The organism is Fulvivirga lutea (assembly GCF_017068455.1).
Lineage (GTDB): Bacteria > Bacteroidota > Bacteroidia > Cytophagales > Cyclobacteriaceae > Fulvivirga > Fulvivirga lutea.
The window spans coordinates 469,328-477,500 of sequence record NZ_CP070608.1; the positions used below are offsets into that span (position 1 = coordinate 469,328).

At 36.7% G+C, this 8,173-nt stretch carries 5 protein-coding genes and 2 rRNA genes (1 of these 7 only partly in view); 5 read left to right on the forward strand and 2 right to left on the reverse strand.

What is annotated here, in order from left to right; translation table 11 throughout:
• The first annotated feature begins 13 nt into the window (after positions 1-13).
• Genes JR347_RS02275 through JR347_RS02295 form a run of 5 tightly spaced genes read left to right on the forward strand, consistent with a single transcriptional unit; the run spans position 14 to position 7,252 of the window.
• A complete protein-coding gene (locus JR347_RS02275; RefSeq protein WP_205722444.1) occupies positions 14-661 on the forward strand; it encodes an MBL fold metallo-hydrolase in 648 nt (215 codons plus the stop codon).
• Between the two features lie 2 nt (positions 662-663).
• Positions 664-1,347 (forward strand): CDP-diacylglycerol--serine O-phosphatidyltransferase, encoded by a 684-nt coding sequence (gene pssA, locus JR347_RS02280; RefSeq protein WP_205722445.1) that lies wholly within the window; start codon positions 664-666, stop codon positions 1,345-1,347.
• 53 nt (positions 1,348-1,400) lie between these two features.
• Positions 1,401-4,784 (forward strand): type IX secretion system sortase PorU, encoded by a 3,384-nt coding sequence (gene porU / locus JR347_RS02285; protein ID WP_205722446.1) that lies wholly within the window; start codon positions 1,401-1,403, stop codon positions 4,782-4,784.
• A 28-nt stretch (positions 4,785-4,812) separates the two neighbouring features.
• Positions 4,813-5,997, forward strand: coding sequence for a type IX secretion system outer membrane channel protein PorV (gene porV / locus JR347_RS02290; protein ID WP_205722447.1), 1,185 nt, complete (start codon positions 4,813-4,815; stop codon positions 5,995-5,997).
• Position 5,998: 1 nt separating this feature from the next.
• Positions 5,999-7,252 (forward strand): M16 family metallopeptidase, encoded by a 1,254-nt coding sequence (locus JR347_RS02295; protein ID WP_205722448.1) that lies wholly within the window; start codon positions 5,999-6,001, stop codon positions 7,250-7,252.
• Between the two features lie 87 nt (positions 7,253-7,339).
• On the opposite strand, the gene rrf is transcribed toward JR347_RS02295, so the two are convergent.
• Both rrf and JR347_RS02305 read right to left on the reverse strand, forming a co-directional pair.
• Positions 7,340-7,451: ribosomal RNA gene (rrf, locus tag JR347_RS02300) — 5S ribosomal RNA — on the reverse strand.
• Between the two features lie 75 nt (positions 7,452-7,526).
• Positions 7,527-8,173: ribosomal RNA gene (locus JR347_RS02305) — 23S ribosomal RNA — on the reverse strand (it continues 2,236 nt past the right edge of the window).

The window sequence follows — 8,173 nt, forward strand, 5'->3', positions numbered from 1 at the left end:
TACCACTATTGAAATGATTCAGGTACAGTCTTTTACATTCAACCCATTTTTAGAAAATACTTATGTGCTTTACGATGAGACCAAAGAAGCTATAGTTATTGATCCGGGATGTTATGAGAATTATGAAAAAGAGCAGCTTAATTCCTTTATTGAAGAGCAAAATCTCAACGTCAAGCGACTGATTAATACTCATTGCCATATAGATCATGTATTTGGGAATGAATATGTGAAGAATAAGTACGGTGTCAAGCTAGAAGTTCATGAAGCGGATGTTGCAACTCTCCGTGCGGTTAAGGCCTATGCACCTAGCTATGGATTTCAACACTTTGAAGAATCAGAAGTAGACTTAAGCCTTAAAGAAGGTGATATTGTAAAGTTTGGAAATAGCGAATTAGATGTACTATTTGTTCCCGGACATGCTCCAGGACACATTGCTCTTCATAGTAAAGCAGATAATATTTGTATTAATGGCGATGTGCTTTTCAGAGAAAGTATTGGACGAACAGATTTGCCTGGTGGAGACTTTGACACGCTCATTAAGAGTATACATGACAAACTCTTTGCATTGCCAGATGAGACTGTAGTATATTGTGGCCACGGCCCAGAAACTACAATTGGTCATGAGAAACAATATAACCCTTTTTGTGCTCTTAGAAACTAAGTATGATTAAGCACATCCCAAACCTCATTACCTGCTCTAACCTACTTTGTGGTTGTTTAGGAATAGTATTCGCATTCCAAGGCAATTTGGAATGGAGTGTTTACAGCATTTGGGCTGCCATGGTTTTTGATTTTCTCGATGGCTTTACTGCCCGTATGTTAAAGGTAAGTTCTGATATTGGAAAACAACTTGATAGCCTAGCCGATATGGTAACTTTTGGACTTTTGCCCGCAGTTTTTCTTTTCCATTTATTTAGTGATGATGCAGGTTATCTAGCTTATTTGTCATTTTTAGTAGCTGTTTTTTCTGCCTTCAGGCTAGCAAAATTCAATGTAGATGATTCGCAGAGCGATTCGTTCGTAGGTATGCCAACACCTGCTAATGCACTATTCATATCATCGTTACTTTTTGTATTTCAGATATACCCCGAACTAAAATCGGATGAACTGCTAGCGGTTTTTTCTGTCATGTGTTCTTTTTGGCTGATAATGCCAGTGCGGTTGTTAGCATTAAAATTTTCAGGCTTTGATTTTAAACTGAACTTGTTCCGTTATCTACTGATCTTAACATCCATAGTATTATTCATTATTTTCGGGCGAATGTCTTTTCCTTTAATTATTCTTTCCTATTTAATTTTATCCATAGTTAACAACCTAACGATTTCTAATAATATCATTGGTAAGTAAACGTTTGTTTACTATTCGGTGTTAATTTGTACTAATAGTATAATTGTTCCCTAATGAAGAGAAGAGTACTTTTCTTTTTATCGCTAATTTCATTCTCCACTACAGCCATTTGTCAATCTGTTTTTTCAGATGGAAATTGGTATAAGATAAGAATTGATGAGCGCGGTGTATATCAACTGAGCTACCAGTATTTAAGAGATAATGGGGTTCCGGTTGATAATATCGATCCCAGAACGATCAAAATTTATGGTCAAAAAGGAGGCATGCTCCCTCAAAGTAATAGCGAAGAGTGGCCTATTGATCCTGTAGAAATTGAAATTCAAGTTATAGGGGAGTCTGACGGAAAATTTGATAATGCTGATTATGCCTTATTCTATGCAGAAGATGGCGATTCATTTGAATATACATCTGGCCAATTAGAGTATGAGCATAATATTTACTCAGACCATAACTTTTACTTTCTCACGTATGGCGGAAATCAAGGTAAAAGAATGTCAAGTATTCAATCTTTAAGTGAGTCTGGGCCTGTAGTAAATACTTACAACAGTTTCAGTTTCTACAAAGAGGAGAACAATAATCTATTAACATCAGGTAGAAACTGGTATTCTTTTAGATTTAATACAGTCACTGATCTGTCGATCGATTTCGAATTGCCATCAATAGCATCCGGCACTGAAGTAAAAATTACTGCAAGAGTAATGGCTCAAGCTTTTGAAAATTCAAGTTTTAATATTTACGCCAACTCCTCGCTATTGGGAAATGTAGAAGTAGAGAGTGTTCCTGATTTTAATCAAAGATTTTTTCGATACAGTATTAAAGGAAGAGAAAATCAACAAACTTTTACCGTTACACCTGGTAATGGAAATATTGAAGTAAATGTAGAATACAATAAGAACTCCACGCACTCAATAGGTTTTTTAGATTTTGTACAGGTTGAAGCTGAAAGCAACCTTAACTTTTCTGATGATCAAATACAATTCAGATCACTGGAAAGTATCAATAATTCAATAACTACTTTTGAAATCAGTAACGCTGGAAGCAACACGAATGTATGGAACGTAACCGATGCATTTTCTCCAAAAATTCAAAATTATAGCCAATCGGGGTCAGTGATTAGTTACAATGCCGGCTCAGAAACATTGCAAGAGTATATCGCTTTTGAAACTTCTCAAACCAATACACCAGCAAATATTTCCTCATTGAGTAATCAAAATTTAAAATCGAATACAGATGTTGAGTTTTTAATAATCACACATGCTTCATTCGAATCAGAGGCAATTCGTTTGGCTTCATTCAGAACAAACAATGACGGTTTAACTTCAAAAGTTGTATTAATTGACGAGGTATACAATGAATTTTCAAGCGGTAGGCAAGATATTACTGCCCTTAGAAACTACGCCAAATATTTGTATGACAATGGCTCATTAAACTATTTACTACTGTTTGGTCGAGGGTCTTACGACTATAAAAACACAATTAACAACAACACGAATTATGTACCTGTCTATGAGTCTAGGAATTCGCTTCACCCTTTAGATACTTACGCATCAGATGACTATTTTGGTTTTCTTGAAGAGGATGAAGGGGAATGGATTGAAGAAAATGGCGGAAATCATACAATCGATATAGGAATTGGTCGATTTCCAGTTACCACTAAGGATGAGGCCAAGTCAATTGTCGATAAATTAATTTATTATGCCACGAGTGAGGCTACAATGGGCGATTGGAGAAATGATGTAATTTTCGTTGCAGATGATGGGGATTTCAATCTTCATCAAAGACAGTCAGATGAATTAACCCAATTTGTAGATACAACTTATTCCGCTTTCATGCCGAATAAATTTTTCCTGGATAATTTTAAACAGGTATCCAGACCAAGTGGTGAAACCTCACCTGCCGCAAGTGAAGCTTTAACGGAAAGTATTGAAAAAGGAGCTTTGATAGTAAATTTTACAGGCCATGGTGGTGAAAATGGATGGATGCAGGAACAAGTATTAGATTTAGTTCAAATTCAAAACTGGGACAATTATGATAAACTGCCTCTGTTTGTAACTGCAACTTGCGAATTCGGCAGACATGACGATCCGCAAAGAACATCAGGGGGAGAGCTGCTTGTAACTAGCAATCAAGGAGGTGGAATTGCCGTGGTTAGTACTTGTAGACCTGTGAGCTCATCATCAAATTTTGCACTTAATAAGGCATTTTACGATCACATTTTTGATAAAGAAAGCGGAGACTATTTAAGGCTCGGTGATATTTTTATGGCCACAAAAAACGAAAGCATCAACCTTGCGACAGACTCTAGGAAAGTAGGTAATAGAAATTTTGCGCTATTAGGCGATCCAACGCTCAGATTGAATTATCCTAAGCAGGACATAAGTATAACCGGTATTAATGAAAATGGTGTAAAGAATGATACACTCAAGGCACTGAGCAAGGTGAAGCTTTTTGGCCAAATTAATAATTCCAATGGCTTGAAAAACCAATCGTTTAATGGTGAAGTTAGTTATGTTCTTTATGATAAGCCCGTTTCAAAAACCACTTTAGGCAATGAAAATTCACCCTATACTTATCAGGATAATGAAAACATTGTTTTTAAAGGCTCTTCGACAGTAACTAGTGGTGAATTTCAAATTGAATTTGTGGTGCCAAAGAATATATCTTATGAAGTTGGTAATGGCCGCCTTAATATGTATGCAACTAATGATCAATTATTGGATGCTAATGGTGCGGACATCTCATTAAAAATAGGTGATTCGAATCCAACACCACCAACTGACAATAAGGGGCCAGCAATTAAATTATTTATGGGCGACTCGCTTAATACTTCATTGAGCCAGGTTAGCCATAATACAAATTTAGTTGCCATCTTGGAGGATGAGAATGGAATTAACACTTCTTCTTATACTATCGGAAATAGTATCATTGCTACACTGGACGATGAAATAGAATACAATCTAAATGCATATTACAGAGCAGATAAAGATTCATATCAAAGAGGGGTTGTAACATTTCCATTTAAAAATCTTTCAAAAGGAAAGCACACAATAAGGTTAAAAGCATGGGACACATTTAATAATTCATCCGAATCGTTTATTTCATTTGAAGTAGCAGACCCAAATGCAATGGTCATTTATGATATTTACAATTATCCTAACCCATTTAATGAGAGCACTACTTTTGGTTTTACTCACAATAAATCAGGCGAAGATTTAGATGTTGAATTACAAATTTTCTCACCAGTCTCAGGACAAATATTCTCTAATGTATTTTCTGTAAATAATGCTTCTTCTACAGTCGAATTTTTCAATTGGGATGGCAGTAATTCTTTTGGGGGAAAATTGAAAGGTGGAATATACATTTATAGACTAATTGTTCGTTCTAACCGAGATGGAGCAAAAAATAGCGCTCATAAAAAACTTATTCTCATTAATTAAGTACCTTTGCAGGTCAATACAGTTTTAAATGAATAGACTTAAATATATATCAATTGTTGCGCTAATTCTTTTTAGTACAACATTAATAATGGCTCAAGGCACCACGCCACAAGATCCAATTGGCCAGAGTGATGATAGAAGAGTTATTACAACTGCCGTTCCTTTTTTAACAATTACTCCTGATGCAAGAGCAGGAGCTATGGGAGATGCTGGAGTTGCAACAACCCCTGATGCAAATGCCGTTTACTGGAATCCGGCAAAACTCGCTTTCATCAATAATGATGTGGGATTTTCATTGTCATATACTCCGTGGTTAGGTAAGATCATTAATGATATGTCGATCACCTATCTTTCAGGCTATTACAAATTTACAAAAGAACAGGCTGTGGCCGTTTCAATGAAATATTTTGATCTAGGTGAAATTTTCTTTCGAGACGGGGAAGGTAACAGCACTGGAGATTTTAATCCAAGAGAGGTAGCATTTGATGCAACTTATAGTAGAATGCTCTCTCAAAAATTAGGAGTAGGTATTACAGCTAGATACATACACTCAAATCTTACTGGAAACTTTAGTTCTCCAAATCCAACAACTGGTGCAGACGCCAGGCCTGGCAATAGTGTTGCAGCTGATATTGCTGTGTACTATAACAAAGATTTATTATTGAGCGGCACTAATTCTAATCTTGCGTTAGGGGCTGTCATTTCAAATATAGGCTCAAAACTTACTTATTCAGACGAAAATAATAGAGATTTTATTCCTACAAACTTGCGTTTAGGCTCTGCGTTTACAACCAATCTAGACCCATACAATAAACTAACTTTTGCTTTAGATTTCAACAAACTATTAGTCCCAAGCCCACAAGAAGATGGCAGTGAAAAGGATGAATCACTACTTAATGGAATATTTGGTTCTTTCGGTGATGCACAAGGGGGTGGTAGCGAAGAGTTAAAAGAAGTAACAGTATCAGCAGGCGCAGAGTACTGGTATAACGATACATTTGCCGCTAGAGTAGGTTATTTTTTAGAATCTGAAGAAAAGGGAAATAGAAAATATCTTACAATGGGACTCGGTTTCAGGTATCAGGTTTTCGGTGTTGATTTCGCTTATCTAATACCTAAAGAGCAAGAACATCCATTGGCAGAAACATTGAGATTCACACTTCTGTTTAACTTTGAGAAAAAAAATCAGGAAGAACAATCAGTAACAGACTAGTATGCTAAACAGGAAAATAGCCCCTGTTACATTCCAACCTACTCAAATTGTATTTCCAAAACCGGAAACCATTGAACTTTCTAATGGACTTAAAGTCCACACATTCTACAATAGCAATATCGATGCAATCAAAGTAGAATTCATTTTTAGAAATGCTAGCAGTTATTTGGAACCTATAATCGGTCTGAATTTACTAACATCAAAATTACTTCTCTCGGGTACAGCTAAAAAATCAGCTAAAGATATAGCAGAAGAATTTGCTAGACTTGGATCTTTTATAGAAGTAAACCCATCTTTTGATTACACAACAGTCGATATACATTGCATAAAGAAGAACTTAATTAGCACTTTATCTTTATTTACTGAAATACTCCAAGAAGCCAATTTCCCCGAAGATGAATTAACGTTACAACGTAGTATATTAATTAGTAGCTATAATATTCAGCAAAGAAAAAATAATATTGTGGCCTCTAAACTATTCCGTAGTTGTGTTTTTGGCAACCACCCTTATGGTCAATCTGCTACACCTGATTACTTGAATAAAATCAATAGAGAAGCTGTTATTAAATTTTATAGAAGTAATTGGGCAGCATTCGAAGTTTTCCTTTCTGGAAATATTTCAAATGATGAAATCAAATATCTAGAAAACCAATTCAAATGCAACCCAAAAAGTATTAACTACACTCAATCGTTTATTTACTCTAAGAAAATTGAGCATGTTAATAGATCGGAATCATTTCAAACATCCATCAAACTAGGCATTCCGACCATTACAAAATCTGATCCAAATTATCCCACATTGCTATTCACTAATTACTTACTTGGTGGCTATTTTGGCTCTCGTTTAATGAAAAATATCAGGGAAGAAAAAGGTTTAACTTATGGCATTTATTCTAGTATTGTAAACTTACAACATGCCTCGTATTTCACAATTGGCAGTGAAGTGTCTTCATCAAAAAAAGAATTGGCAATTGATGAAATATTAAAAGAAATTGACTCAATGTCATTAGAGTTAATTCCAATTGACGAATTTACGATTGCTAAAAATCATTGGATGGGATCCCTCCAAAATGAATTAAGCTCACCACATTCTTTAATTGAAAAGTTTAAATCATATTATTTATTCAATCTTGAATCAAACTATCTGCAATTTCTTTACGATTCAATTGCCGAAATTACTCAGGAAAGGATACTTGAAATGAGTAAAACTTATCTTAAACAGGATCAAATGACAATCGTAAGTGTAGGAGGCTAGGCTTTTTAAATCAATAAAACATCCATAAAGCAAAAAACCCTTAGAGTTTATCTAAGGGTTTAGCTCTACCATAGGCAGATAAATAAAAGCTGGCAACGACCTACTCTCCCACATATTATTGCAGTACCATTGGCGCTGATGGGCTTAACTTCTCTGTTCGGAATGGGAAGAGGTGGACACCATCGCTATAGTCACCATAAAATCTTACTGTGGACTTTACCACAGTTAATATCGTTGACATTGTGTTATGAAAGAATTTATGAGGGCATAGCCCTAGAGAAAGTTTACAGGTAATTAGTACTGCTCAGCTTTGACATCTCTGCCTTTACACCTGCAGCCTATCAACGTCATCGTCTTTAACGTCCTTTTAAAGAAGTCTCATCTTGAAGTGGGTTTCGCACTTAGATGCTTTCAGCGCTTATCCCTTCCTAACATAGCTACCCGGCGGTGCAGCTGGCACCACAACCGGTACACCAGAGGTTAGTCCAACCCGGTCCTCTCGTACTAAGGTCAGATCTTCTCAAACTTCTTACGCCCACAACAGATAGGGACCGAACTGTCTCACGACGTTCTGAACCCAGCTCGCGTGCCACTTTAATGGGCGAACAGCCCAACCCTTGGGACCTTCTCCAGCCCCAGGATGTGACGAGCCGACATCGAGGTGCCAAACCTCCCCGTCGATGTGAGCTCTTGGGGGAGATCAGCCTGTTATCCCCAGAGTACCTTTTATCCTTTGAGCGATGGCCCTTCCATGCGGAACCACCGGATCACTATATCCGTCTTTCGACCCTGATCGACTTGTAGGTCTCACAGTCAAGCTCCCTTATGCTATTGCACTCTGCGCACGATTACCAACCGTACTGAGGGAACCTTTGAAAGCCTCCGTTACTCTTTTGGAGGCGACCACCCCAGTCAAACTAC

What these genes read in the sequence shown, in the direction of transcription:
- JR347_RS02275 (WP_205722444.1), top strand. Translation starts at nt 14, where the DNA reads ATGATTCAGGTACAGTCTTTTACATTCAACCCATTTTTAGAAAATACT.
- porU (WP_205722446.1), top strand. Translation starts at nt 1,401, where the DNA reads ATGAAGAGAAGAGTACTTTTCTTTTTATCGCTAATTTCATTCTCCACT.
- pssA (WP_205722445.1), top strand. Translation starts at nt 664, where the DNA reads ATGATTAAGCACATCCCAAACCTCATTACCTGCTCTAACCTACTTTGT.
- JR347_RS02295 (WP_205722448.1), top strand. Translation starts at nt 5,999, where the DNA reads ATGCTAAACAGGAAAATAGCCCCTGTTACATTCCAACCTACTCAAATT.
- porV (WP_205722447.1), top strand. Translation starts at nt 4,813, where the DNA reads ATGAATAGACTTAAATATATATCAATTGTTGCGCTAATTCTTTTTAGT.